Annotated in this window: 20 protein-coding genes, 2 tRNA genes and 1 pseudogene; 18 read left to right on the top strand and 5 right to left on the bottom strand. The window is 65.4% G+C overall.

Features of this window, described 5'->3' with window-relative positions:
• Nucleotides 1-95 precede the first annotated feature (95 nt).
• The 4 genes from ABIA30_RS23065 (at nt 96) to ABIA30_RS23050 (ending at nt 4,197) form a co-directional block, all read left to right on the top strand.
• On the top strand, nt 96-704 hold the full coding sequence (locus ABIA30_RS23065) for a DsbA family protein (RefSeq protein WP_370069721.1): 609 nt from the start codon (nt 96-98) through the stop codon (nt 702-704).
• Nucleotides 705-824: 120 nt separating this feature from the next.
• On the top strand, nt 825-2,882 hold the full coding sequence (locus ABIA30_RS23060; RefSeq protein ID WP_370069719.1) for an LpqN/LpqT family lipoprotein: 2,058 nt from the start codon (nt 825-827) through the stop codon (nt 2,880-2,882).
• A 37-nt stretch (nt 2,883-2,919) separates the two neighbouring features.
• Entirely contained in the window at nt 2,920-3,399 is a 480-nt protein-coding gene (locus ABIA30_RS23055) for a ribose-5-phosphate isomerase (RefSeq protein WP_370069717.1), read from the top strand.
• A gap of 3 nt (nt 3,400-3,402) precedes the next feature.
• The gene (locus ABIA30_RS23050) at nt 3,403-4,197 is read left to right on the top strand and encodes an Fpg/Nei family DNA glycosylase (RefSeq protein ID WP_370069715.1); all 795 of its coding nucleotides are present in this window, start codon (nt 3,403-3,405) and stop codon (nt 4,195-4,197) included.
• A gap of 3 nt (nt 4,198-4,200) precedes the next feature.
• Here ABIA30_RS23050 and ABIA30_RS23045 read toward each other — a convergent pair whose 3' ends face one another.
• The 3 genes from ABIA30_RS23045 to ABIA30_RS23035 form a co-directional block, all read right to left on the bottom strand.
• A complete protein-coding gene (locus tag ABIA30_RS23045; protein ID WP_370069713.1) occupies nt 4,201-5,043 on the bottom strand; it encodes a DUF1542 domain-containing protein in 843 nt (280 codons plus the stop codon).
• 45 nt (nt 5,044-5,088) lie between these two features.
• Nucleotides 5,089-6,300, bottom strand: coding sequence for an alkane 1-monooxygenase (locus tag ABIA30_RS23040; protein WP_370069711.1), 1,212 nt, complete (start codon nt 6,298-6,300; stop codon nt 5,089-5,091).
• Between the two features lie 390 nt (nt 6,301-6,690).
• Nucleotides 6,691-6,764 (bottom strand) — tRNA-Gly (locus ABIA30_RS23035).
• 124 nt (nt 6,765-6,888) lie between these two features.
• Here ABIA30_RS23035 and ABIA30_RS23030 point away from each other — a divergent pair.
• From ABIA30_RS23030 to ABIA30_RS23005, 6 genes are all read left to right on the top strand, one after another.
• Nucleotides 6,889-6,962, top strand: a tRNA-Pro gene (locus ABIA30_RS23030).
• 42 nt (nt 6,963-7,004) lie between these two features.
• On the top strand, nt 7,005-8,513 hold the full coding sequence (gene tig, locus ABIA30_RS23025; protein WP_370069709.1) for a trigger factor: 1,509 nt from the start codon (nt 7,005-7,007) through the stop codon (nt 8,511-8,513).
• A gap of 170 nt (nt 8,514-8,683) precedes the next feature.
• Entirely contained in the window at nt 8,684-9,277 is a 594-nt protein-coding gene (locus ABIA30_RS23020) for an ATP-dependent Clp protease proteolytic subunit (RefSeq protein ID WP_370069759.1), read from the top strand.
• 11 nt (nt 9,278-9,288) lie between these two features.
• Entirely contained in the window at nt 9,289-9,924 is a 636-nt protein-coding gene (locus ABIA30_RS23015) for an ATP-dependent Clp protease proteolytic subunit (RefSeq protein ID WP_370069757.1), read from the top strand.
• Between the two features lie 397 nt (nt 9,925-10,321).
• The gene (gene clpX / locus ABIA30_RS23010; RefSeq protein ID WP_370069707.1) at nt 10,322-11,602 is read left to right on the top strand and encodes an ATP-dependent Clp protease ATP-binding subunit ClpX; all 1,281 of its coding nucleotides are present in this window, start codon (nt 10,322-10,324) and stop codon (nt 11,600-11,602) included.
• Between the two features lie 110 nt (nt 11,603-11,712).
• Complete coding sequence (locus ABIA30_RS23005) at nt 11,713-11,967, top strand: hypothetical protein (protein WP_370069705.1); 255 nt, start codon at nt 11,713-11,715, stop codon at nt 11,965-11,967.
• Here ABIA30_RS23005 and fdhD read toward each other — a convergent pair whose 3' ends face one another.
• Together fdhD and ABIA30_RS22995 are read right to left on the bottom strand one after the other, a co-directional pair.
• Nucleotides 11,968-12,792, bottom strand: a complete 825-nt coding sequence (gene fdhD, locus ABIA30_RS23000) for a formate dehydrogenase accessory sulfurtransferase FdhD (RefSeq protein ID WP_370069703.1) — start codon at nt 12,790-12,792, stop codon at nt 11,968-11,970.
• Complete coding sequence (locus tag ABIA30_RS22995) at nt 12,780-15,119, bottom strand: FdhF/YdeP family oxidoreductase (RefSeq protein ID WP_370069701.1); 2,340 nt, start codon at nt 15,117-15,119, stop codon at nt 12,780-12,782. The genes fdhD and ABIA30_RS22995 overlap by 13 nt, the downstream gene beginning before the upstream one ends.
• Before the next feature lie 96 nt (nt 15,120-15,215).
• Between ABIA30_RS22995 and ABIA30_RS22990 the strand changes: the two genes are divergently transcribed.
• From ABIA30_RS22990 to ABIA30_RS22955, 8 genes and pseudogenes are all read left to right on the top strand, one after another.
• Nucleotides 15,216-15,380, top strand: a complete 165-nt coding sequence (locus ABIA30_RS22990) for a hypothetical protein (protein ID WP_370069699.1) — start codon at nt 15,216-15,218, stop codon at nt 15,378-15,380.
• Nucleotides 15,381-15,736: 356 nt separating this feature from the next.
• Entirely contained in the window at nt 15,737-17,692 is a 1,956-nt protein-coding gene (locus ABIA30_RS22985; RefSeq protein ID WP_370069697.1) for a 2-oxoacid:acceptor oxidoreductase subunit alpha, read from the top strand.
• Nucleotides 17,689-18,768: a 2-oxoacid:ferredoxin oxidoreductase subunit beta gene (locus tag ABIA30_RS22980; protein WP_370069695.1), complete on the top strand. Its 1,080-nt coding sequence runs from the start codon at nt 17,689-17,691 to the stop codon at nt 18,766-18,768. The genes ABIA30_RS22985 and ABIA30_RS22980 overlap by 4 nt, the downstream gene beginning before the upstream one ends.
• Before the next feature lie 25 nt (nt 18,769-18,793).
• Nucleotides 18,794-19,372 carry a molybdenum cofactor guanylyltransferase gene (gene mobA, locus ABIA30_RS22975; protein ID WP_370069693.1) on the top strand — a complete coding sequence of 193 codons (579 nt, stop codon included), beginning with the start codon at nt 18,794-18,796 and terminating at the stop codon, nt 19,370-19,372.
• A gap of 974 nt (nt 19,373-20,346) precedes the next feature.
• Nucleotides 20,347-20,568: pseudogene (locus ABIA30_RS22970) on the top strand (transglycosylase family protein); the annotation flags it as partial.
• 162 nt (nt 20,569-20,730) lie between these two features.
• Nucleotides 20,731-22,710: a prolyl oligopeptidase family serine peptidase gene (locus ABIA30_RS22965; RefSeq protein WP_370069691.1), complete on the top strand. Its 1,980-nt coding sequence runs from the start codon at nt 20,731-20,733 to the stop codon at nt 22,708-22,710.
• A 9-nt stretch (nt 22,711-22,719) separates the two neighbouring features.
• Nucleotides 22,720-23,979 carry a trans-acting enoyl reductase family protein gene (locus ABIA30_RS22960; protein ID WP_370069689.1) on the top strand — a complete coding sequence of 420 codons (1,260 nt, stop codon included), beginning with the start codon at nt 22,720-22,722 and terminating at the stop codon, nt 23,977-23,979.
• Between the two features lie 97 nt (nt 23,980-24,076).
• Nucleotides 24,077-24,679 (top strand): DUF937 domain-containing protein, encoded by a 603-nt coding sequence (locus ABIA30_RS22955; RefSeq protein WP_370069687.1) that lies wholly within the window; start codon nt 24,077-24,079, stop codon nt 24,677-24,679.
• Nucleotides 24,680-24,731 lie beyond the last annotated feature (52 nt).

The raw sequence follows: 24,731 nt of genomic DNA, 5'->3' as shown, positions 1-24,731 counted from the left end.
CTTAGGCGACAACCGCCGGCGGCGACCGGGAACATGGGCCCACCCGGCATAGTTGTTGTCAGGGTTGGAAGCTGCCCACACCGAGAGGATCACGCATGGCCACCAAAGATGTCGCAGGATTCTGGTTCGACCCGCTCTGCCCGTGGGCGTGGATCACCTCACGCTGGATCCTGGAAGTCGAGAAGGTTCGCGATATCGAGGTGCAGTTCCACGTCATGAGCCTCGCGGTACTGAACGAGGGCCGGGACCTGCCCGAGCAGTACCAGGAGATGATGAAGCAGGCCTGGGGTCCGGTGCGCGTGGCCATCGCCGCCGAACAGGCCGTCGGATCGGACATCCTGGCCCCGCTGTACACCGCGATGAGTACTCGAATCCACAACCAGGGCAACAAGAATTTCCCCGAGGTCATCGCCCAGTCGCTGGATGAACTCGGGCTGCCGGCCGAGCTTGCCGAGGCAGCCACCAGCGACAAGTACGACGAAGCGCTGCGCGCCAGCCACCACGCAGGCATGGATGCCGTAGGCCCCGACGTGGGCACCCCCACCATCCACGTCAACGGCGTCGCCTTCTTCGGGCCGGTGCTATCCCGGATCCCGCGTGGTGAGGAGGCCGGAAAGCTGTGGGACGCCTCGGTGATCTTCGCTTCCTACCCGCACTTCTGGGAGCTCAAGCGCTCTCGTAGCGAGCAGCCGACCTTCGATTAGGCGATTCCGCTTGCGCAACCACGTCGCGCAGACCACGGTATGCGCTATGACAGTGGTGGGTAAGTGACTGGGGTCGAGTGGCTGACCTGTTCCGGGTCGGTGCCTGAGTAGGATGCGCTGATGGCGTTGGAGAACGGCGCAACCTTCGCCGGGTACACCGTGCGTCGGTTGCTGGGGACCGGGGGAATGGGCGAGGTCTACCTCGTCGACCACCCCCGTTTGCCGCGTTTGGATGCCATGAAGGTCCTCAGGCAGGACGCCAGCTCCAACGCGGAGTTCCGGACCAGGTTCGACCGCGAGGCCAATATCGCGGCGAGCCTGTGGCATCCGCACATCGTCGGTCTGCATGATCGTGGTGAATTCCACGACCGGCTGTGGATCACCATGGACTTCGTCGACGGCACCGACGCCCTGCAGTTGCTCAAACACCAGTACCCCAACGGTTTACCCTTGGACTTGGTGGTGGCAATCGTCAAGGCGGTGGCGTCGGCGTTGGACTACGCGCATCAGCGCGGACTGCTGCACCGCGACATCAAGCCGGCAAACATCCTGCTCAGCGACGGCACCGGCAGCGAACGCCGAATCCTGTTGAGCGATTTCGGCATCGCCCGTCAGATCGACGAGGTCTCCAGCCTGACCGCGAGCCACCTCGCTATCGGGACGGTGTCCTACTCGGCGCCGGAGCAGTTGATGGGCGGTGAGATCGACGGGCGGGCCGATCAATATTCGTTGGCCGCCACTGCATTTCGGCTACTGACCGCGCAGGCCCCGTATCAGGACACCAACCAGGTCGCGGTGATCAGTCAGCACCTCAGTTCTCCGCCGCCGCCGGTCAGCGATCAGCGCAGCTGGTTGGCACCGTTGGATGCGGTGTTGATGAAGGCCATGGCCAAGAACGCCGAAGAGCGCTACGACAGCTGCACCCAGTTCTCCCGGGACTTCGAGCGCCATGCCGCCGCGGTGGTCGAACCTCCGGTGTACCTCGCGCCCGCTGCCACGGCCGAACCTCAACCACCCGCGTACCCGGCCGAGCCGGTGGCACCGCCGGCAGCCCATGAACCCCCACCGACACCAACGCCGAAGCCCGCCCCCACACCGCCGCCGAGGCCTGCACCGGTTGTGCCTGCACCGCCGGTCTTTTCGTCGCCGCAGCCGGCTGAGGTCGACGCAGTTTCGCCTGCTGAGCCATCCGGTGAGCCGGTACCGGTCCCGGCGCGGCCGGTCCGTCCGCCGGCCGAGGAACTGCACTCGCCCACGGTGATCCTTCCGGTTGTGCCGGCTGCCCCGCGTCCGCCGGCGCAATTCACCCCGCCGGGGACGCGGCGGCCGCCCACGCCACCGTTCGAGCGCGCACCGTCGCCGCCGCTGCCCCGGATCAGCGGCCCCGAAATCGGCCGGCCCGTGCAGCGGCGCACCGGATCCAAGCCCTGGTTGGTCGGTGGCAGCATTGCCGCCGTCGTCGCGGTGGTCGCAGGCATCGGGTTCGCGGTCTTCGGCGGCGGTGACCACAACGAGCCTGCGCCGACCACCGCCGCGACACCAACAGCCGGCCCGACGCCGTCGCTCAACTCGCCGCCGCCGCTGAACGGCGTACCGGGTTCGTTCCCGACCATCGCCACCTACCTGCATGACGTCAACCCGAATCTGGTGATGACCCACCGGCATGATCCGGGCGCGCCGATCATCACCTTGCCGATGCCCGAGCACTGGGTCGACGCCGGCACCGCGACCCGGTCATTCGCTTACCAGACGATCGTCTACCGGGGACCGACGACGGTGAGCTACGTGCCGAGCGTGACGGCCCTGATATCCAAACTCGGGCCGGGCGTCGAACCGCAGAAGATCATCGATTTCGCGCCGGGCGAACTGAACAATCTGCCCGGATTCGCCGCCATCGACCGCGGCCAGATGCGCACGATCGACGGGCGCCAGGCTTTCCGGCTCTCCGGTACCTGGAACGCACCGGCCGTCCCGGCCACACCAGGAACGGCGGGCGCGCCGGATGTGCCGGAAGTTCCGGCCATGCAACGCCTCATCGCCCAGTACACCGTGGTGATCGAGGACCATGCGGCCTTGTATGTGCTGCAGATCAACGTCGACGCGGCCGCCGGCCAGAACGCGATATTCCAGCAGATCTGCGACGCGATCGATCAGGACACCAAGATCGCCACCGGATGATTCGATCCGGGCCCGGGCCTCTGCGAGAATGACGGCCATGCGCGTCTACCTCGGAGCCGACCACGCCGGTTATGAACTCAAGCAAGCCCTGATCCAGCACCTCACCGCCAACGGTCACGAGGCGATCGACTGCGGTGCATTCGCCTACGACGCCGAGGACGACTACCCGGCCTTCTGTATCGCTGCTGCCCAGCGCACCGTGAGCGATCCGGGCAGCCTGGGCATCGTCATCGGTGGTTCGGGCAACGGTGAGCAGATCGCGGCCAACAAGGTGCCCGGCGTGCGGTGCGCGTTGGCCTGGAGCATCGAGACCGCCCAGCTCGCCCGCGAGCACAACAATGCTCAGGTGATGGGCATCGGCGGGCGCATGCACAGCACCGAGGACGCCCTCGCCATCGTCGACACGTTCCTGGCCGCGGAATGGTCGGAAGCACCGCGGCACCAGCGTCGTATCGACATCCTGGCCGAGTACGAAAAGGACCACGTGGCACCGCCGGTTCCCGGCGCCCCGGCCTGACGCGTGCCCGAAGGGCACACCCTGCATCGGCTGGCCCGACTGCACCAGCAGCGGTTCGGTCGGGCCCCGGTAACTGTCAGTAGCCCGCAGGGCCGTTTTGCCGAGCCCGCGGCCGCGATCAGCGGCAGGGCGCTGCGCAAGGCCGATGCCTGGGGCAAGCATCTGTTCCACCACTACGACGGTGGCGCAGTGGTGCACGTGCATCTGGGGTTGTACGGCACCTTCACCGAACGACCGCTGCCACTGCTGCCGCCGGTCGGTCAGGTGCGGATGCGGATGGTCGGCGCGACGTATGGCACCGATCTGCGCGGCCCGACGGTGTGTGAGTTGATCGACGAGGGCGGCGTCGACGACGTGGTCGCCCGGCTGGGTCCCGACCCGCTACGCCGGGACGCCGATCCGGCGCAGGCCTGGGCCCGAATCAGCAAGTCCCGCAGGGCGATCGGCTCGTTGTTGATGGATCAGTCGGTGATCGCCGGGGTCGGCAACGTCTATCGCAGTGAGCTGCTCTACCGGCATCGGGTCGATCCGCACCGACCCGGAGTGCACTTCGCCGAATCCGAATTCGCCGACGCCTGGACCGATCTGGTTGCGTTGATGAAGGTCGGCGTCCGCCGCGGCAAGATCGTCGTGGTGCGCCGCGAGGACGATCACGGGGCGCCCTCGTATGCGCCGGACCGGCCCCGGACTTATGTGTACCGGCGCGCGGGGGAGGCCTGCCGGGTCTGCGGCAGCACTATCCGGACCGAGGACATGGAAGGCCGAAATCTGTTCTGGTGTCCCGGTTGTCAGGTGTGACGACTAGAAGTCGCCACCGCCGAAGTCACCGCCGCCGAAATCGCCACCGCCGAAATCCCAACCGGAATCTCCGCCGCCCCAGCCGCTGTCCGAGTTGTTGCCGGTATCCCAGTTGGGGTTGTCGTTCCAGCTGACGTCCTGGTTCTGACCCGTGTCGGCGAACTGCGTCTGGTCCAGACCCTGCTGGTAGCCCTGGTCGAATCCGGAGTCATAGCCCGAGCCGAATCCGTTCTCGAAACCCTGCGCGCCGTAACCGACGCCGTGCATGCCGTGGAACAGTGAATCGAACAGCAGCGCCGAACCCACGCCCCAGGCGCCGGCGATCAAGGCCGGCTTCCACCACGGCTCGGAGTACCAGCCGGCCGGAACCGGTCGGCCTGCCACCCGACCACCCGGATAGTAGTTGGGCGTGTTCGTCGACGGCATCGGTGAGGCCTGAATCTGCCTGCCGTCGAACTCAATTCGGCGATCTTCAGTGACGGAACCAGCTGCCTGCTGACCGGCCAGCGCCGCCAGCGGCGGACCGGGATCGATGCCCATCGCGGTGCGTGCCGCCCGGACGTAATGCAGGCCTTCGACGGCACTCTGCTTGGCCAGTTGTGCTTTGGCCGTGGTGTCCGCTTGTGCGATCTGTGAAGAGGCCGCGGTGAACCGCTCCGATGCGTCGGCCAGCGCTTGCCGTGCCGCGTCGTCGGTCGGCATCAGGTTCATCACCTGACCGCCGAGCATCTCGATCAGCCGCCGGGCGTCGGCCTGGGCATCGGCGAGCGCTGCGGCCTTACGCCGAGAGCTGTAGACATAGAAGCCGATGGCGGCCAGCACAATCAGGATGAGCAGCAGCGTCATGACGCCCAGCGTACCGACAGGGCCGGCAGATAATTCTGCCTCGACTCAGCCCTGCTTTTGAAGCAGTCGCCGTTCGGCGCGCGGGCTGAGTGCGACCGAGCGCATGTCACCGCCGTAGATGGCAAGGACTCGCGGATCCATCACGCGCCGCCATAGCGATGGAATGAGGGTGAGGGAGACCATTGCCCCGTAGCTGGCGGGCAGTTGCGGCGCCTCTTCGGGGTGCCGAACGCCCTGATACCGGCGCAGCGGATCGGCGTGGTGATCCGAATGCCGCTGCAGGTGCAGGAGGAAGACGTTGACGATCACGGTGTTGCTGTTCCAGCTGTGCGTGGCCCGCAGCCGCTCGTAGCGTCCGGACGGCAACTTCTTGCGGCGGAGTCCGTAGTGCGACAGGTAGTTCATCGCCTCGAGCAGAAACACGGCGACGACGGCCTGACCGACCAGCCACGGCAGGACGACAGGGCGGAACCATAAGGCGAGGCCGGCGAACAATGCCACGCTCAGCAGCCAGGAATGCAGTACCTCGTTGCGCAGCGACCACCGCGACCGGGATTGCCGGGCAAGACGATTGGTTTCCAGCTGCCAGGCCGACCGGGCACCGCCGAACACCGACCGTAGCGTGAACAGGTAGACGTTTTCGCCGAAGCGCGCACTGGCCGGATCTTCGACGGTGGCGACGCGCAGGTGGTGCCCACGGTTGTGCTCGACGTAGAACTGGCCGTAACAGCTGGGCGCCAGCGCCAGCTTGGCCAGCCAGCGCTCGGCGTCCGCGCGCCGGTGGCCCAACTCGTGGGCCGCGTTGTTGGCGATGCCGCCGACCGTGCCGATGGCGAACATCAGACCGAGCTTGTCGACGAACGACATGGTGACCCAGCCCCCGCCGGCCCACAGCCAACAGCTGAAGATCAGTGCCAGATATTGCATCGGCAGGTACAGGTGAGTGGCGAACCGGTAGAACTTGTCGTCTTCGAGCTGCGCGAGTATCTCGTCGGGCGCCCGGTTGCGTTTCTCGCGACCGAGCAGATGGTCTACGCCGGGCATGACGACGTACGTCAGGAACAGCGCGGTCCACCAGAAGACACCGAGGCCGGTGGACCACACCAGAAGCCAGGACAGGAACACCATCCCGGGGGCGGTCGGCACCAGTAGCCAGAGGTATCTCTTGGGGTCGCGCCAGCGGGGTCCAGCTACCTTCAGCGCAGCATCGTTCGCCGATCGATCGAGACGATCTGCACGGAAAAACGACACGGACATCGATGTTTTTATACCGGCATAGATTTTGCTGCGCAATCTGCCAGCGAATGTGTTGCTCAACGATTTCTTCGGTGTCCGGTGATGTACGCGCTGAGCTGCGGTGATGCGATTCGGGGCAATGGTATTTTATTGCCAATTAGCGCATACGTAAATTAACAGTGAGTTGCCAGAATTCCGATCGGTGCGACAGAATTGAAAGAAATTGTCAGCGCCGTCACCGATTGCGCCGGGTGGCGGGGCTGGCAAAGAAGTTGTGAACGTCCCTCCCGCGGTGCGGTGTTCCGACACGGGGCCCGGCGGTCGACAGAGAGCTCGGCGTGAACCGGCTTTCGGTGCAATAGCGCGGTACGGGCCGAACGTGGAGGTCCGGCCCGCTGGGGGCCGGATCCTTGGAGCGGGCGACGGGAATCGAACCCGCGTAGCTAGTTTGGAAGACTAGGGCTCTACCATTGAGCTACGCCCGCGTGCACTGCTGCGAAGACAGTACCGGCAGACAGTACCGGGCCGACAGTCACCAATCCAATTGAGGATCTCGCGTGTCTAGGACGTAGTATCTCGACCGCGGAAATTTCGACCGCAATTGAGGCACGGGGTGTAGCGCAGCTTGGTAGCGCATCCGCTTTGGGAGCGGAAGGCCGCAGGTTCAAATCCTGTCACCCCGACCGGGACGTACCAGTGCATGACAACAATCGAGGAGTAACGCAGTGAAGAGCACCGTCGAGCAGTTGAGCCCGACCCGGGTTCGCATCAACGTGGAGGTGCCCTTCACCGAGCTCCAGCCCGATTTCGAGCAGGCTTACAAGGAACTGGCCAAGCAGGTCCGGCTCCCCGGCTTCCGGCCCGGCAAGGCGCCGGCGAAGCTGCTGGAGGCCCGGATCGGCCGCGGCGCCGTTCTGGAGCAGGTCGTCAACAGCGCCATCCCCGCCCGCTACGGCGACGCCGTGACCGCGACCGACGTCAAGCCGCTGGGCCAGCCGGAGATCGACATCACCAAGATCGAGGACGGCCAGGAGCTGGTCTTCACCGCCGAGGTCGACGTCCGCCCCGAGATCACGCTTCCCGACCTGAAGGCGCTCAAGGTCACCGTCGACGCCATCGAGATCGGCGATGACGAGGTCGACGCCGAGCTGGAGAACCTGCGGGCCCGGTTCGGCACCCTCAAGGGCGTCGAGCGCGCCGCCGCCGACGGCGACTTCGTGTCGATCGACCTCGCCGCCACCGTCGACGGCGTCGACGTGCCCGAGGCCAAGACCGAGGGGCTGTCGCACCAGATCGGTTCCGGCCAGCTGATCGAGGGCCTCGACGAGGCGATCATCGGCCTCAAGGAGGGTGAGTCCAAGGACTTCCCGACCACCCTGGCCGCCGGTGAGCACGCCGGCAAGGAAGCTCAGGTGTCGGTCACCGTCAAGACGGTCAAGGAACGTGAACTGCCCGAGCCGGACGACGAATTCGCCCAGCTGGCAAGCGAGTTCGACACCATCGGCGAGCTGAAGGAAAGCCTCACCGAGCAGGTCCGTCGGGTCAAGCGCATCGGCCAGGCCGAGCAGATCCGGGACAAGGCCCTGGAGGCCCTGCTGGAGCAGACCGAGGTCGCGCTGCCCGAGTCCGTCGTGCAGGCCACTGTCGACGAGACGGTGCACAACGCGATCCACGGAATGGACCACGACGAGGAGAAGTTCGCCGCAGCGCTGGTTGAGCAGGGCAGCAGCCGTGAGGAGTTCGACGCGGACAACCGCGCCAACGCCGAGAAGGCCGTCAAGACCCAGCTGCTGATGGACGAGATCGCCGACAAGCTCGAGATCCAGGTCGGTCAGGACGACATCAGTGAGCGCATCGTGCTGATGGCCCGCCAGTACGGCATCGAGCCGCAGCAGTTGATCCAGATCCTGCAGCAGAACAACCAGCTGCCGGCCATGTTCGCCGACGTGCGTCGCGGCAAGACCATCGCCGCAGTTGTGCACACCGCGACCATCACGGACTCCGAAGGCAACACGGTCGACACCGCCGAGTTCTTCGGATCGGCCGGCGTCGAGGACGAGCCGGTGGCCGAGGAGACCGCACTCGAGGCTGAGGCCGCACCCGAGGTGGAGGACGACGCCGAGGAGCCGAAGAAGGCCAAGAAGGAGTCCAAGGCCAAGTCCGACAAGGACGCCAAGGACGAGAAGCCCAAGGCCGAGAAGGCAAAGAAGGCAAAGAAGGACGCCGACGCCTGACGTCGTCGTTATGGTGCCGCAGGCGTGCTGACGCCTGCGGTGCCTAGGCCGGGTAGACCTGCCCCGTGACGCTGTGAGCGAACTCGCCGCGTCTGGGAGTCCTGGCCGCTGCAGTTTGGTTAGTGTCGTGTGGACGAACTCGAGAAAGCAGGTATCCAGTCGTGACTGACATGCGTTCAAGCGCACCGGGGCTCAACCTCAGCGACTCCGTCTATGAGCGTTTGCTCGCCGAGCGCATCATCTTCCTGGGCTCGCAGGTTGACGACGACATCGCCAACCGGCTGTGCGCGCAGATCCTGCTGCTGACGGCCGAGGATCCGTCCAAGGACATCCACATGTACATCAACTCGCCCGGCGGGTCGATCAGCGCGGGCATGGCGATTTTCGACACCATGCAGCTCTCGGATTGCGACATCGCGACCTACGCCATGGGCATGGCCGCGTCGATGGGTGAGTTCCTGCTGGCCGCCGGCGCCAAGGGCAAGCGGCACGCGCTGCCGCACGCCCGCGTCCTGATGCACCAGCCGCTCGGCGGCGTGACCGGCAGCGCGTCGGACATCGCCATCCAGGCCGAGCAGTTCCACGTCATCAAAAAGGAGATGTTCCGGCTGAACGCGGAGTTCACCGGAAAGAGCATCGAGCAGATCGAGGCCGACTCCGACCGTGACCGCTGGTTCACCGCGGAGGAGGCGCTGGAATACGGCTTCGTCGATCACATCATCACCCGCGCAAACCTCAACGGCGGTAAGGGAGTCTCGAAGTGATCTCCAAGCACCTGAACCCTGAGCTGGCCCCGCAGGCGCGCTACATCCTGCCGCAGTTCACCGAGCGGACGCACACCGGCGAGCGCATCGTCGATCCCTACGCCAAGCTGTTCGACGAGCGCATCATCTTCCTGGGTGCGCAGGTCGACGATGTCTCGGCCAACGACGTGATGGCGCAGCTGCTGGTGCTGGAGTCTCAGGACCCGGACCGCGACATCACCATGTACATCAACTCGCCGGGTGGCTCGTTCACCTCGCTGATGGCGATCTACGACACCATGCAGTACGTGCGTGCCGACATCCAGACGGTCTGCCTCGGTCAGGCCGCGTCCGCCGCCGCGGTTTTGCTGGCCGCCGGTACCCCGGGCAAGCGCCTGGCCCTGCCGAACGCCCGGGTGCTGATCCACCAGCCGTCGCTCGGTGGCGTGATCCAGGGTCAGTTCTCGGACCTGGAGATCCAGGCGGCCGAGATCGAGCGCATGCGCACCCTCATGGAGGAGACGCTCGCACGGCACACCGGCCGGACTGCCGAGCAGGTCCGCAAGGACACCGACCGCGACAAGATCCTCACCGCGGCCGACGCCAAGGAATACGGGATCATCGACACGGTCCTGGAATACCGGAAGCTGTCCGCTCAGAAGTCATGAGCTGATACCCCAGTCGTACCTGACGTGGCGCCAACCTTTTACAGGTCGGCGCCACGTCGGTTTTCCGGCGGGCCGTGCCTGCGCCCGAAGCGAAATAAACGGCGGCAAAAATGCGCGCAGGGTAGGGTTGAGCGAGGTGAACTGCCTGATCGGGGCTCGTCCATCCCATACGGTTCGGTAACGGGGGCGACACGCCAGAGACCCGGTCAGCGCGCCGACGGGTAGCACGGCACCGTTCGGACTATGTTCTCCTGCACACGGATAAATACCAGCCGCGCGATTCGGCCCTATCGGTCGCATCGCAACGCAGTGAACGGGTAGCGTCGGTGCATCACCGAGACGACCCACCATCTGGTGTAACGACTGACCCGCGAACAGGAAAGTAGGGCCTGAGCCCATGGCGCGCATCGGAGACGGCGGTGACCTGCTGAAGTGCTCGTTCTGCGGAAAGAGCCAGAAGCAAGTCAAGAAGCTGATCGCTGGGCCTGGCGTGTACATCTGCGACGAGTGCATCGACCTGTGCAACGAGATCATCGAGGAGGAGCTCGCCGACGCTGACGACGTCAAGCTCGACGAGTTGCCCAAGCCGCAGGAGATCCGAGACTTCCTCGAGGGCTACGTCATCGGCCAGGACAATGCGAAGAAGACGCTGGCGGTTGCGGTCTACAACCACTACAAGCGCATCCAGGCGCAGGAGAAGAGCCGCGATTCGCGCGGCGAGCCGGTAGAGCTGGCCAAGTCCAACATCCTGATGCTCGGCCCGACCGGTTGCGGCAAGACATACCTTGCGCAGACCCTGGCCAAGATGCTCAACGTGCCGTTCGCCATTGCCGACGCCACCGCGCTCACCGAGGCCGGTTACGTCGGTGAGGACGTGGAGAACATCCTGCTCAAGCTGATCCAGGCCGCCGACTATGACGTCAAGCGCGCCGAGACCGGCATCATCTACATCGACGAGGTCGACAAGATCGCCCGGAAGAGCGAGAACCCTTCGATCACCCGCGATGTCTCCGGCGAGGGTGTGCAGCAGGCGCTGCTGAAGATCCTGGAAGGAACCCAGGCCTCCGTGCCGCCGCAGGGTGGACGCAAGCACCCGCACCAGGAGTTCATCCAGATCGACACCACCAACGTGCTGTTCATCGTGGCAGGCGCCTTCGCGGGCCTGGAGCGGATCGTGTCGGACCGCGTCGGCAAGCGCGGCCTGGGCTTCGGAGCCGAGGTGCGGTCCAAGGCCGAGATCGACACCCAGGACCACTTCGCCGAGGTGCTGCCCGAAGACCTGATCAAGTTCGGTCTGATCCCCGAGTTCATCGGCCGCCTGCCGGTCGTTGCCTCGGTGACCAACCTGGACAAGGAATCGTTGGTGCAGATCCTGTCCAAGCCGAAGAATGCACTGGTCAAGCAGTACGTTCGATTGTTCGAGATGGACGGCGTGGAGCTGGAATTCACCGACGAAGCCCTCGATGCGATTGCCGATCAGGCCATCCACCGCGGGACCGGTGCCCGTGGCCTGCGCGCCATCATGGAAGAGGTCCTGCAGCCGGTGATGTTCGACATCCCGAGCCGCGATGACGTCGCCAAGGTGGTCGTCACCAAGGAGACGGTCGAGGACAACGTGCTGCCGACGATCGTGCCGCGCAAGGCGCCGCGGTCGGAGCGGCGCGACAAGACCGCCTAGTCCGCCAGACAGTTGAAGCCCCCACCATCGGTGGGGGCTTCAACTGTCTGGCGGGACAAGGCGATTCCCGGGATACTCACAGTTTCAGGGAGAACAGCGGTGAGGACACAATGAATACACGTCACAAGCGCTCGGCCGTCGTGGTCACCAGCCTGGTCTTGGCGGGCCTGCTCGGCGGATGTACCTCGACCAAGCAGGAGGCGCCGACCACCACCACGACTCCGACCACCACGACTCCGACGAGCACGCCGAGTGTCACGCCGACCGAGCACGACCTGGATCCCAGTGGTGCCAACAAGTTCACGCCGACCCACATCGTCACGCCGCCACCGCCGACCGGCGGTCAGGGCGAGCATTTCCAGTGATCAGCGGCTGACCCGGTCCGGCCGCGTGTAGATGTTCATCGACTCGCCCCGCAGGAAGGCGACCAGGGTCAGCCCGGCCTGCGCGGCCAGATCCACCGCCAACGACGAGGGGGCGGATACCGCGGCCAGTATCGGGACACCAGCCATCACGGCCTTCTGCGCCAACTCGAACGACGCCCGGCCGCTGACCAGAAGTACCGTGCCGGACAGCGGGATTCGGCCCTGTTGCAGCGCCCAACCGATCACCTTGTCCACGGCGTTGTGCCGCCCGATGTCCTCGCGCACCACCAGCGCCGAGCCGGCGGTGTCGAACAGTGCCGCTGCGTGCAGGCCTCCGGTGGTGGCGAATACCTTCTGGGCTCGGCGGAGTCTGTCGGGCAAGGCGTAGAGGGTCTGGTCGCTGATCACGGTGGGGTCGTCGCCGGGGGAGTGCTGACTGGTCAGGCGGACCGAGTCGATGGACGCCTTCCCGCACACCCCGCATGACGAGGTGGTGTAGAAGTTGCGCGCCACATCCAGCGCGGGCATCGGTACCCCGGGCGCCAGCTGCACGTCCAGCACGTTGTAGGTGTTGACGCCGTCCTCGCTCGCGCCTCTGCAATACCGGGCGGTCAGGACGTCCCGGTGCCCGGTGATGACGCCCTCGGTCAGCAGAAAGCCTTGTGCCAGTTCAACATCGGCACCCGGTGTGCGCATGGTGACGGAGATCGGGGTGCCGTTGACCCGGATCTCCAGGGGCTCTTCGACAACCAGGGTCTCGGGTCGGGTGGTGGCGCCGAGCTCGCTGAGATGGCTTGCGGGTCGGCGGGCGGTTACGCGTCCCATGGCTGGTCCGATCCCCCCTCGCTACGCTCGACCCTCGGGGCAAGCCTTATCACCACGGCCTTGGACACCGGCGTGTTGGATTTTTTGGCGGTGTGGTCCAGCGCGATCAGAGGGTTGGTTTCCGGGTAGTACGCCGCCGCGTTGCCCACCGGTGTCGGATAGGGCACGACGAGAAAGTCATTGGCGCGTCGCTCCTGGCCCTCGAACTCCGAGATCAGATCGACCCGGCTGCCCTCCGGCAAGCCGAGCTCGGCGATGTCAGCGGGATTGACGAACACCACCCGCCGGCCGCCGTGGACGCCGCGATAGCGGTCGTCGAGACCGTAAATGGTGGTGTTGTACTGGTCATGGCTGCGCAGGGTCTGCAGGATCAATCGTCCTGCCGGCACCGGGACCCATTCTGGCTCGGCCACGGAGAAGTTGGCTTTGCCTGTGTGCGTGGGAAATTCGCGTGAATCGCGGGGCGGGTGCGGCAGCTGGAATCCGTCCGGTTGGCGAACCCGGCGGTTGTAATCGGCGCAGCCGGGCACCACGTCGGCGATGGCGTCGCGGACGTGGTCGTAGTCGGCGTTGAACCGCGCCCATGGCACCGGGTGTTCGGGACCGAGCACCGCAAGTGCCAATTGGCAGACGATCGCCACCTCGCTGCGCACGCAGTCGCTCGGCGGGGTCAGGTTGCCGCGCGACAGGTGCACCATCGACATCGAATCCTCTACGGACACCAACTGTTTGCCACCGGACTGAAAGTCCTTGTCGGTGCGCCCCAGGGTCGGAAGGATCAGCGCGGTACGGCCGTGCACCAGATGACTGCGGTTGAGCTTCGTCGAAATCTGAACGGTCAGGGTGCAATTGCGCATCGCGGCTTCGGTGACCTCGGTATCCGGGGTGGCCGATACGAAGTTGCCGCCCATCCCGACGAACACGCGGGCCGCGCCGTCGCGCATGGCTCGGATGCTCTCGACTGTGTCGTGGCCGTGTCGACGTGGGCTGACGATCCCGAACCGCGAATCCAGTGCCGCGTGGAAGGATTCGGGCATCTTCTCCCAGATGCCCATGGTGCGGTCACCTTGAACATTGGAGTGGCCGCGTACCGGGCACACGCCGGCGCCCGGCTTACCGATCATGCCGCGCAGCAACAGCAGGTTGGTGGCCTCGCCGATGGTGGCCACGGCGTGCCGCTGTTGGGTCAGTCCCATGGCCCAGCAGATGATGGTGCGCTGTGAACGGGCCAGGATGCCCGCGACCCGCCGAAGCTGCGTCTGGTCGATCCCGGTGGCTTCGAGCACGGTGTCCAGTTCGATTGTCCGCGTGCGCTTTTCGTAGGCTTCGAACCCGGCGCAGTGCTCCTCGATGAACTCGCGGTCCACTACCGTCCCCGGGGCGGCGTCCTCAGCTTCCAGAAGCAGCCGGCCGAGCCCGGCGAACAGTGCCATGTCGCCGCCGATCCGGATCTGTACGAACTCGTCGGCGATGGGCACGCCGTGGCCCAGCACGCCGTGCACCTTCTGCGGATCCTTGAACCGGATGAGGCCGGCCTCGGGCAGAGGGTTGATCGCGATGACGGTCGCGCCGTTGGCTTTCGACTTCTCCAGCACAGACAGCATCCGTGGATGGTTGGTCCCCGGATTCTGGCCCGCGATCACAATGCAGTCGGCGTGCTCCAGGTCTTCGACGGTGACCGACCCCTTGCCGATCCCGATCGATTCGACCAGCGCGGTGCCCGACGACTCGTGGCACATGTTCGAGCAATCGGGCAGGTTGTTGGTGCCGAAACTGCGGGCGAAGAGCTGATAGAGGAACGCGGCCTCGTTACTGGTGCGCCCTGATGTGTAGAACAAGGCCTCATCAGGTGAGTCCAGGTCGAGCAGATGCTCGGCGATCAACCGGTAGGCGTCGTCCCAGTCGATCGGGCGGTAATGGCCTTCACCGGGCTCGAGCACCATCGGATGGGTCAGTCGACCCTGTTGCGACAGCCAGTACTCGGGGCGTTCGGCCAATTCGTCGACGGTGTGACGGGCGAAGAACTCGGCTGTGACACGCCGCCGGGTGGCTTCCTCTGCGACGGCCTTGGCGCCGTTCTCGCAGAATTCGGCCAGTTTGCGTCCGCCGTGTTCCTCGGGCCAGGCGCAACCGGGGCAGTCGAATCCGTGCCGTTGATTGATCCTGGTCAGTGCGGCCGCGGTGCGCGTCGGGCCCATCTGGTCCAGGCCGCGCTGCATGGACACCATGACGGCCTTGACCCCGGCTGCTTCGTGTTCCGGGCCGGTGACGGCTACGGCGTGCTCGTCGTAGGCGGCATCCACGTCTTTGTCCACGCGGCGGCGCATATCGGTAAGCCTAGGCGCTGCCAATTCATCTGACCGACATGTCCCTGACTGACGCGGCACCGTGCACGATCACGGTAAATCTGGACAATATTGAGTATGGACACGGATATGGACGCCGCCTGGCATCCCACGGGTCTGCGCCCGCTTCGGGATCCGCTGTCGTTGGGTTTCCAGGCACATCGGCAGTTGATGTTGTTGCGGCTGCGCTGGCATGGCCGACGGGCGTCGGCCGGTGACGTCGGTGCGGATTCTGACTCGTAGGCCCTTGGTCGCTGGGGGCTAACCGCACCCCAGCCGACCCCGCAGATGGATGCTGGCGGCTAACTACTGATCGGTAACAAATTTTCTTAGGAATCCACGTTCTCTGAACGTGATGAAAACCACAGAATCGATGCCAGTCGCCGAATTTCGAGTCCCTGACCTGGTAGTTCATCTGAGTGCAACCTTGCGGTCAGCGGCGCGCCTCGGCCAGTGCGCCCTAAGAGAAGTGCAATAATCGGTACTGCCAGTGACATAAAAATTTTGATGTCGTCGAACCGGCGTTGACGAGTGCCTGTACAGGTGTCCATCTACGGCTGATCGGCAGGCGTGAAATCCAGTGCGTGAAAGGCAGGGCCGTGGGTCAAAACGGCAGTGACGACGGCACCGACGCCGGGAGCGGCGCAGCCTCGCGACAGAAGCTCGAGAAGGTCGTCATCCGCTTCGCCGGTGACTCCGGTGACGGTATGCAGTTGACCGGCGACCGGTTCACCTCGGAAGCCGCGCTGTTCGGCAATGACCTTGCGACGCAGCCGAATTACCCCGCCGAGATCCGCGCACCACAGGGCACGCTGCCCGGTGTCTCGTCGTTCCAGATCCAGATCGCCGACTACGACATCCTCACCGCCGGCGACCGTCCCGACGTGCTCGTGGCGATGAACCCCGCCGCGCTCAAGGCCAACGTCGACGACCTGCCCCGTGGCGGCATGATCATCGCCAACTCCGACGAGTTCACCAAGCGCAACCTGGCCAAGGTCGGCTACGACGCGAACCCGCTGGACAACGACGAGCTGTCCGAGTACGTCGTCATTCCGGTGGCGATGACCACGCTGACCCTGGCTGCTGTCGAGGCCATCGGCGCGACCAAGAAGGACGGTCAACGCGCGAAGAACATGTTCGGGCTCGGCCTGCTGTCCTGGATGTACGGCCGCGAGCTGGAGCACAGCGAGGCCTTCATCCGCGAGAAGTTCGCCCGCAAGCCCGAGATCGCCGAGGCCAACGTGCTGGCCCTGAAGGCCGGCTGGAACTACGGCGAGACCACCGAGGCCTTCGGCACCACCTACGAGGTGTCCCCGGCCAAGCTGCACTCCGGTGAGTACCGCCAGATCTCCGGTAACACCGCCCTGGCATACGGCATCGTCGCCGCCGGTCAGCTGGGTGACATTCAGGTGGTGCTCGGCACCTACCCGATCACCCCGGCCAGCGACATCCTGCACGAGCTGTCCAAGCACAAGAACTTCAATGTCCTGACCTTCCAGGCCGAGGACGAGATCGCCGGTATCGGTGCGGCCATCGGTGCCTCCTACGGCGGTGCGCTCGGCGTGACCAGCACCTCAGGCCCCGGCGTCTCGCTGAAGTCCGAGGCCATCGGTCTGGCGGTGATGACCGAGCTGCCGCTGATCGTCATCGATGTGCAGCGTGGTGGCCCGTCCACCGGTCTGCCGACCAAGACCGAGCAGGCCGACCTGCTGCAAGCGCTCTACGGCCGCAACGGTGAGTCGCCGGTCGCAGTGCTGGCGCCGAGCTCCCCGTCGGATTGCTTCGACATCGCGGTGGAAGCCGCGCGGATCGCGATCGACTACCACACCCCGGTGATCATCCTGTCCGACGGCGCGATCGCCAACGGTTCAGAGCCGTGGCGCATCCCCGATATCAGCACCTACCCGGCCATCGAGCACACGTTCGCGAAGGCCGGGGAGCCGTTCGAGCCGTACGCACGTGACCCCGAGACGCTGGGCCGCCAGTTCGCCATCCCGGGTACCGCGGGGCTGGAGCACCGTATCGGTGGTCTTGAGGCGGCCAACGGCTCGGGCAACATCTCATACGAACCCAAGAACCACGACCTCATGGTGCGGTTGCGTCAACTCAAGATCGACGGCATCAAGGTGCCCGATCTGGAGGTCGATGACCCGAGCGGTGACGCTGAACTGCTGATGCTCGGTTGGGGCAGCTCCTACGGTCCGATCGGTGAGGCTTGCCGACGGGCCCGGCGCAGTGGCATCAAGGTTGCCCACGCCCAGCTGCGCCACCTCAACCCGTTCCCGGCCAACCTCGAAGAGGTGCTGCGCAAGTACGACAAGGTCGTCGTGCCGGAGATGAACCTCGGCCAGCTGGCGCTCCTGCTGCGCGGCAAGTACCTGGTCGACGTGCAGTCGGTGACCAAGGTCGAGGGCATGGCATTCCTGGCCGACGAGGTCGAGGGCATCATCGGCGCGGCGCTGGACGGAACGTTGCGCGATAAGGAAACTGATAAAGCCAAGTTCGCACGGTTGGCAGCCGCCATCGTGGACACCGGTGTGGGAGCAAACGCATGACTGACCTGATCGGCGCTGATCTGGGACTGACCGAAGCGCTGTCCAAGACGGCGTTGGTGCCGACCACGGACCAGCCGCAGAAGGCCAAGGACTTCACCAGCGACCAGGAAGTGCGCTGGTGCCCGGGTTGCGGTGACTACGTCATCCTCAACACCATTCGTAACTTCCTGCCGGAGCTGGGGCTGAAGCGCGAGAACATCGCGTTCATCAGCGGTATCGGCTGCTCCAGCCGGTTCCCGTACTACCTGGAGACCTACGGTTTCCACTCCATCCACGGCCGGGCCCCGACCATCGCCACCGGGCTGGCGCTGGCGCGTCCGGACCTGTCGGTGTGGGTAGTGACCGGTGACGGCGACTCGCTGTCGATCGGTGGTAACCACCTGATCCACGCGCTGCGCCGCAACATCAACATCACCATCCTGTTGTTCAACAACCGGATCTACGGTCTGACCAAGGGCCAGTACTCGCCGACCTCGGAGGTCGGCAAGGTCACCAAGTCGACACCGATGGGCTCGCTGGACCAGCCGTTCAACCCGGTGTCCCTGGCACTGGGTGCCGAGGCCACGTTCGTCGGCCGGGCGCTGGACTCGGACCGCAAGGGCCTGACCGAAGTGTTGAAGGGCGCAGCCGCCCACCGCGGTGCCGCGATCGTCGAGATCCTGCAGGACTGCCCGATCTTCAACGACGGGTCGTTCGATCCGCTGCGCAAGGAGGGGGCCGAGGACCGGCTGATCAACCTGGTGCACGGCCAGCCGATCATCTTCGGCGCCGAGGGCGAGTACTGCGTGACCAAGTCCGGCTACGGCCTGGAGATCGGCAAGACCGCCGACGTGTCTCCGTCGGACATCGTGGTGCACGACGCCCAGATCGACAACCCGGCTTACGCTTTCGCGTTGTCGCGGCTCTCGGAGCAGAACCTCGAGCACACCGTGATGGGCATCTTCCGCTCGGTGAACCGGCCCACCTACGACGACGAAGCTCGTCTTCAGGTGAAGTCGGCGATGGATTCCAAGGCGCACGACACCGCTGCTCTGCAATCCTTGCTGCGTGGCAAGGACACCTGGACCGTCGACTGAGTGCGTTAGTCGCACCGAGACCGCTTTGACTCAAGACGCCCCGCTGGCCGCTGTTGTACTGGCCGGTGGGGCGTCTCGTCGTATGGGGCGGGACAAGGCCACCGTCAGGTTCCGCGGGCCAACGGGGGATACCACCTTCGTCGAGCATGTGGTGTCGACGCTGCGGTCTCGATGCAAGTCGGTGTTCGTCATAGCCGCGCCGGGCCAACACCTACCCGACCTGGACGCTGAGGTGCTGCGTGACGAGGCCCGCGGCGCCGGTCCACTGCTCGCGACGGCCCGCGGCCTGCGGGCAGCCGCTGATGCGGGGTTTGATCAGGCCTTCGTCAGCGCGGTCGATATGCCGTACCTGACCACGGATCTGGTCGACGAACTTGCAGCCGCCGCGGCGCAGTTGCAGGTCGACGTGGTGTTGCCGTGGGACGGACGTGACCATTATCTGGCCGGCGTGTACCGGACCGCGCTCGCAGGCCGGGCCGATGCGTTGGTGGCGGAGGGCCGGCGCAGCATGCGCGCGTTGGTCGACACGGTTGACACCCAACGGCTCGTGCTGGACCCGCAGCACGCGCTGGTCAACGTGAACGCCCCGGACGACTTCGTCTGAGTGATTCCAGCAAAGGCCTATTTCGAGATTGCTGATTTTCTGTTTCGCCTGTCTGTGATCAATTGCCATTTATCACTGATGCCGTGATGTGTTATTCACTATTTAAATTAACGATAAATATCAGGGCCCGGAATTCCGCCCGATGGCACGTGAATTCGAAACATGTTGCAGTGGAACGCTTTTCGACTCTGATCAGGTGTTCGCCAAGGGTGAACGGTGATGGAATATGCGGTGGCCCGCACGTGAAACTCGCAGAATGACCCCGGTGTCGAGCGGGGCTATCGGGTTGGCGGCCGGTCTTCGGGGCGGGCGAGTGGCGAACGGCGCAGCCGGCAGCCGCTGGATTTCTCGGCGACACGCCGGTGGGGGCGCGTCGAATCGGTTTTAATATGCCGCTGACCTGCGACAACTGTGACTTGTGTGAATTGAAATTTGTGCGCCAGGCCACAATTTCATGGTGACGTCCGTCACGAAATGTTGCCGAACTGTTATTTGTTAGCGGATCTTTATACGTCCTGTGACCTGCTTATGTTCCTCTCAGGTTCGGGCGTGATCTATCCGTTACCTCGCTGCGATGGGTTCGACATTGGACCGTCGATCCTTGCTACGGTCCCCGTATTGCTTGAACAGAGCAAATAACTGAAAAACCATGAACCTGCGTGTGAGCGGGGTCGCGGTGGGACCAGAGCAGATGGCCTGTTGCCCGCAGCGTCCGCCGGGCTGAGCCCGGTGAGACCGATCAAACCGCCCCCGCTGTCGTGCCCGACCGAGACGGCACGATTCAGCCCCCTTCCGCCTGCCCAGCAGGCAGCAGTTCGCACCGCCTATGCGCGGGCGATGTTTGGCGCGCGCTCGGCGAGAGGAACGAAGTGAAGAACATCCGCACAACGTTTGGGCTGGTTGCCGTTGCTGGGGCAGTTGCTGTGGCTCCGATGGTCATCGGTACCGGTACCGCGAATGCGGACGGCGGTCACAACTGGGACGCCGTTGCAGCCTGTGAGTCTGGTGGCAACTGGGGCATCAACACCGGCAACGGCTACTACGGTGGCCTGCAGTTCAACCTGGGCACCTGGCGTGCCAACGGTGGCTCGGGCATGCCGCACACCGCCAGCAGGGATGAGCAGATCCGGGTTGCCGAGAACGTGGCTGCCCACCAGGGCATGGGCGCCTGGCCGGTCTGCGGTCGCCGCGGCTAAGAGCCGATCACGTGCAAGCGAGCAGGCCCGCACGTCGTCACTCGGGAGGGACGACGTTCATCTGACGGCCACTCGCCAGCACTGGATGACATTGAACGGTGTCGGACCTTCGGGTCCGGCACCGTTCGTCGTGGTGCGGACCTGATGTGCTAACAACGGGTGGTGGCCCGCACCCCATTTCATGATCTGGACGCGTATCTGTCGCTACCTCGGATATCCGGTCTGGCGGTGTCGCCGGACGGCACCCGCGTCGTCACGATGATCAGCGAGTTGAACGACAAGGCGACCGAGTATGTCACCGCGGCTTGGGAGCTTGACCCGCACGGCGTCGCGCCGGCGCGACGTCTGACCCGCGGCGCCAAAGGCGAATCCAAGCCGGCGTTCACCGCCGATGCAGACCTGTTGTTCGCGGCAGTCCGGGCTGCCGAGTCCGATGACGAATCCACCGCTGCGCTGTGGTCTCTGCCGGCGAGCGGTGGTGAGGCGCGCAGGATCCTGGAACTGCCAGGCGGGGTCAGTGACGTCAAGGCCGCCCGTCGGGCCGACGTGCTCGTGGTGACGGCGCCGATGCTGCCGTCGGCCACCACCGTCGACGACGACAAGCGGCTACGTGACCTGCGAAAGAACAACAAGGTCTCGGCCGCCTTGCACACCGGGTGCCCAGTGCGGCACTGGGACCATGACCTGGGCCCGGATGAGCCACACCTGCTGTTGGCCGCGGACGGCCAGGCCCGCGACATCACCCCGCAGCCGGGCGCCGCGTTGAACGAAGCGACGATCGACGTCAGTGCCGACGGGTCGTTCGTGGTCGCCGCGTGGGCGCTGCCCGGTCCGGGTACCTCGCTACGCAGCGCACTGGTCCGTATCGAGGTCGCCACCGCAGATCGTGCCGTGATCGTGGACGAAGCGGCAGCCGATCTGGGCAGTCCGGCGATCTCACCGGACGGGACAGCGGTGGCGTTCCTGCGCGAAACCCACTCGACGCCACACCAGGCACCCCGGGTCACCCTGTGCTGCATGCATTTCGGTTCCGACCCGGTAGAACTCACCGCACACTGGGACCGCTGGCCCACATCGGTGACCTGGGACGTCGACGGGTCCCGGTTGCTGGTCACCGCGGACGACAACGGGCGAGCCCCGATATTCGCCGTCGATCCGTCCAGTGGTGTGGTGACTCAGCTGACCCGTGATGGATACGCCTACAGCGACGTGCACGCCGCGCCCGGCGGCAGGATCTTCGCCCTGCGCAGCAGCTACCTCGCTCCGCCCCACCCGATCCGTATCGATGCCGATGGCACCGTGGCTGTGCTACCGAGCGTCGAATTCCCGGAATTGCCGGGTGAATTGGTCGAACTCACGGCCGCTGCCACCGATGGCTCGACGGTGCGGTCCTGGATGACAGTGCCGGTGGGGGAGCAGCCGGCGCCACTAGTGCTATGGGTGCACGGCGGCCCGCTGGGCAGCTGGAACACGTGGCATTGGCGGTGGAATCCGTGGCTGCTCACCGCACTTGGCTACGCCGTGCTGATGCCGGATCCCGCGCTGTCCACCGGTTACGGCCAAGATTTCATCGAACGTGGTTGGGGCTCATGGGGTTTTGCGCCCTACGCCGACCTGATGGCGGCGGTCGACGGAGCCTGCGAGCACCCGCGGGTCGATGCCACCAGCACCGCTGCAATGGGCGGGTCGTTCGGCGGCTACATGGCCAACTGGATCGCCGGGCACACCGACAGGTTCCAGGCGATCGTGACGCACGCCAGCCTTTGGGCCCTCGATCAGTTCGGATCCACCACCGACGGTGCCTACTGGTGGGCCCGGGAGATGACTCCCGAAATGGCGGAACGGAATTCGCCGCACCGTCACGTCGGCGAAATCCGGACGCCGATGCTGGTCATCCACGGCGACAAGGACTATCGCGTCCCGATCGGCGAAGGGGTGCGGCTTTGGTACGAGCTGTTGACCCACTCGGGGCTGCCGGCCGACGACACCGGGGCCACCGTCCATCGATACTTGTACTACCCGTCGGAGGGGCATTGGATCAATGCGCCGCAGCACGCGAAGATCTGGTACCAGGTGGTCGCTGCGTTCCTGTCCCAGCACGTGCTCGGCGAAGCGGTCGACCTCCCCGAGATGCTCGGTTAGGTTTGCAGAATGACTGCACCGCAGCGCGAATTCGACATTGTTCTCTATGGCGCAACCGGCTTTGTCGGCAAGCTCACCGCACAGTATCTGGCCCAACACGGAGGTTCCGCGCGGATCGCATTGGCGGGCCGATCCAAGGACAAGCTCACCGCGGTTCGGGCCTCGCTGGGCCCGGCCGCACAGGGCTGGGAACTCATCGAGGCTGACGCGTCGTCGCAACCGACCCTGGACGCGATGGCGGCGCGGACCCGGGTAGTGGTCACCACCGTCGGTCCCTACCTCAAATACGGGCTGCCGCTGGTGGCCGCGTGCGCCGAAGCCGGTACTGACTACGCAGACCTCACGGGCGAGAGCCTTTTCATCCGCGAGAGCATCGACCTGTTTCACAAGCAGGCCGCGGACAACGGGGCGCGGATCGTGCATTCCTGCGGATTCGATTCCATCCCTTCGGATCTCACCGTCTACGCGCTGTACAAGGCGGCGCAGGCGGACGGGGCCGGCGATCTCACGGACACCGACTTTGTGCTGCGCGGCTTCTCCGCCGGGGTCTCTGGTGGCACCGTCGCGTCGATGATCGAGCTCTTCTCATTGACGTCCGAGGACGCGGAGCTGCGCCGGACCATGCTGGACCCCTATACGTTGACCACCGACCGGGGCGCCGAGCCCGAGCTGGGTCACCAGTCCGATACCCCGTGGCGTCGGGGCCGCGACATCGCCCCGGAACTCGACGGGCTGTGGACCGGCGCCTTCGTCATGGGTGTGGCGAACACCCGCATCGTGCGGCGCACCAATGCGCTGCTGGACTGGCATTACGGGCGCCGCTTCCGCTATTCGGAGAACATGAGCCTGGGGTCCTCGCCGATCGCGCCGGTGGCCTCGGCGCTGGGCACCGCGGCCAACGCGGCGGTCATGGGACTCGGGAGCCGCTTCTTCAACAAGCTGCCGCGCGGGCTGGTCGACCGCGTCGCGCCGAAGCCCGGGACCGGACCCAGCGAGCAGGCGCGGGACAAGGGCTACTACCGGGTCGAGACATACACCTGTACCACCAGTGGCGCCCGGTACCGGACAACCATGGCCCAGCAGGGTGATCCGGGCTACAAGGCCACCGCCGTGCTGCTCGGTGAGAGCGGGCTCGCCCTGGCCCTCGACCGGGATCGGTTGTCGGATCTGCACGGCGTGCTGACGCCGGCTGCCGCGATGGGTGACGCGTTGCTCACCCGGCTGCCCGCCGCCGGCGTCACGCTGGAAACCGAATCGCTGGGACGCTGATTCGCGCATCGGGCGCGGAAGTGCTGTGCCTCGTCGCTGACAGCGCTAGTGTCGGCGGCGAGGTTTCGCACACATCCCAGGGACGCGAGGTAGAGCCATGGCTGGTTATGACGAATTGCTCAATCAGATTCCGACACAAGAGATTGCGGCCAAGCTCGGTGCTGATGAAGGCGAGGTGAACAGCGCCGTACAACAACTGGTGCCGCTGCTGGTGGGCGGCCTCCAGCACAACGCACAGGACGCCGATCACGCCGCCGGTATCGAGAACGACGCCGCCAACCACGCGGCGAGCGGGCTGCTGGACGGAGGCGTCTCCGTCGACCAGGTGAATCAGGACGAGGGCGCCAACACGGTCGCGAAGATCTTCGGCGGCAATGACACCGGACAGGTGGCGGCCGCGTTGGCCGGCGGAGGAGCGGGCAACAGCGAGCTGATCCAGAAGCTGCTGCCGATCCTGGCGCCGATCGTGCTGGCTTACATCGGCAAGCAGCTGGGTGGCGGAGCGGCGTCGGCGCCGGCCGCCTCCGGCGGTGGCCTCGGTGATGTGCTTGGCGGCATCCTCGGCGGCGGTGGCAACAACCCGTTGGGCGGCATCTTGGGCAACGTGCTCGGGGGCGCGCTCGGCGGTGGCAAGACCGGAAGTGCCGGCAACAATCCGCTGGGAGAAATCCTGGGCGGCCTGCTCGGTGGCCGCAAGTAGCAGTAGGGAGCTGGGAACCGTCCCCGCGAGCAGACACAAAACTAGCCATATC

The organism is Mycobacterium sp. MAA66, assembly GCF_041261665.1.
In the GTDB taxonomy this organism is placed as follows: Bacteria; Actinomycetota; Actinomycetes; order Mycobacteriales; family Mycobacteriaceae; genus Mycobacterium.
The sequence above is the reverse complement of the archived record's forward strand: the minus strand, read 5'-3'. Positions and strand labels throughout refer to the sequence as shown.

Excerpts from the sequence above, each read along its gene's own strand:
- ABIA30_RS23055 (WP_370069717.1), top strand. The coding sequence starts at position 2,920 with ATGCGCGTCTACCTCGGAGCCGACCACGCCGGTTATGAACTCAAGCAA.
- fdhD (WP_370069703.1), bottom strand. The coding sequence starts at position 12,792 with ATGGGACGCGTAACCGCCCGCCGACCCGCAAGCCATCTCAGCGAGCTC.
- ABIA30_RS23065 (WP_370069721.1), top strand. The coding sequence starts at position 96 with ATGGCCACCAAAGATGTCGCAGGATTCTGGTTCGACCCGCTCTGCCCG.
- ABIA30_RS22980 (WP_370069695.1), top strand. The coding sequence starts at position 17,689 with ATGACTGACCTGATCGGCGCTGATCTGGGACTGACCGAAGCGCTGTCC.
- ABIA30_RS23045 (WP_370069713.1), bottom strand. The coding sequence starts at position 5,043 with ATGACGCTGCTGCTCATCCTGATTGTGCTGGCCGCCATCGGCTTCTAT.
- ABIA30_RS22960 (WP_370069689.1), top strand. The coding sequence starts at position 22,720 with ATGACTGCACCGCAGCGCGAATTCGACATTGTTCTCTATGGCGCAACC.
- ABIA30_RS22995 (WP_370069701.1), bottom strand. The coding sequence starts at position 15,119 with ATGCGCCGCCGCGTGGACAAAGACGTGGATGCCGCCTACGACGAGCAC.
- ABIA30_RS23060 (WP_370069719.1), top strand. The coding sequence starts at position 825 with ATGGCGTTGGAGAACGGCGCAACCTTCGCCGGGTACACCGTGCGTCGG.
- ABIA30_RS22990 (WP_370069699.1), top strand. The coding sequence starts at position 15,216 with ATGGACACGGATATGGACGCCGCCTGGCATCCCACGGGTCTGCGCCCG.
- clpX (WP_370069707.1), top strand. The coding sequence starts at position 10,322 with ATGGCGCGCATCGGAGACGGCGGTGACCTGCTGAAGTGCTCGTTCTGC.
- ABIA30_RS22955 (WP_370069687.1), top strand. The coding sequence starts at position 24,077 with ATGGCTGGTTATGACGAATTGCTCAATCAGATTCCGACACAAGAGATT.
- ABIA30_RS23020 (WP_370069759.1), top strand. The coding sequence starts at position 8,684 with ATGCGTTCAAGCGCACCGGGGCTCAACCTCAGCGACTCCGTCTATGAG.
- ABIA30_RS23040 (WP_370069711.1), bottom strand. The coding sequence starts at position 6,300 with ATGTCCGTGTCGTTTTTCCGTGCAGATCGTCTCGATCGATCGGCGAAC.
- ABIA30_RS23005 (WP_370069705.1), top strand. The coding sequence starts at position 11,713 with ATGAATACACGTCACAAGCGCTCGGCCGTCGTGGTCACCAGCCTGGTC.